Genomic DNA, 286 nt, shown 5'->3' on the forward strand with positions numbered 1-286 from the left:
CGATGAGCCAGGCGGCACAGAATCTGAACTGGTTGATCACCAACTTCGTGGACAACACCCCTGGGGTGTCCCACACGGTGGTGGTCTCCGCCGACGGCCTGCTGCTCGCGATGTCTGATGGTTTTCCGCGTGATCGTGCGGATCAGTTGGCGGCGGTGGCCTCGGGGTTGACGTCGTTGACGGCTGGTGCCTCCCGGATTTTCGAGGGGGGGAGTGTGAACCAGACGGTGGTGGAGATGGAGCGGGGTTTCCTGTTCATCATGTCGGTGTCGGACGGTTCGTCGCT

General features: G+C 62.2%; 1 protein-coding gene. It reads left to right on the plus strand.

The genetic code is table 11. The features are described from left to right. Positions 1 to 2 precede the first annotated feature (2 nt). The coding region (locus WA788_RS35770; RefSeq protein WP_335984710.1) for a roadblock/LC7 domain-containing protein at positions 3 to 286 on the plus strand (284 nt) is incomplete at its 3' end.

It is taken from the genome of Streptomyces sp. CA2R106, assembly GCF_037034245.1.
Lineage (GTDB): Bacteria > Actinomycetota > Actinomycetes > Streptomycetales > Streptomycetaceae > Actinacidiphila.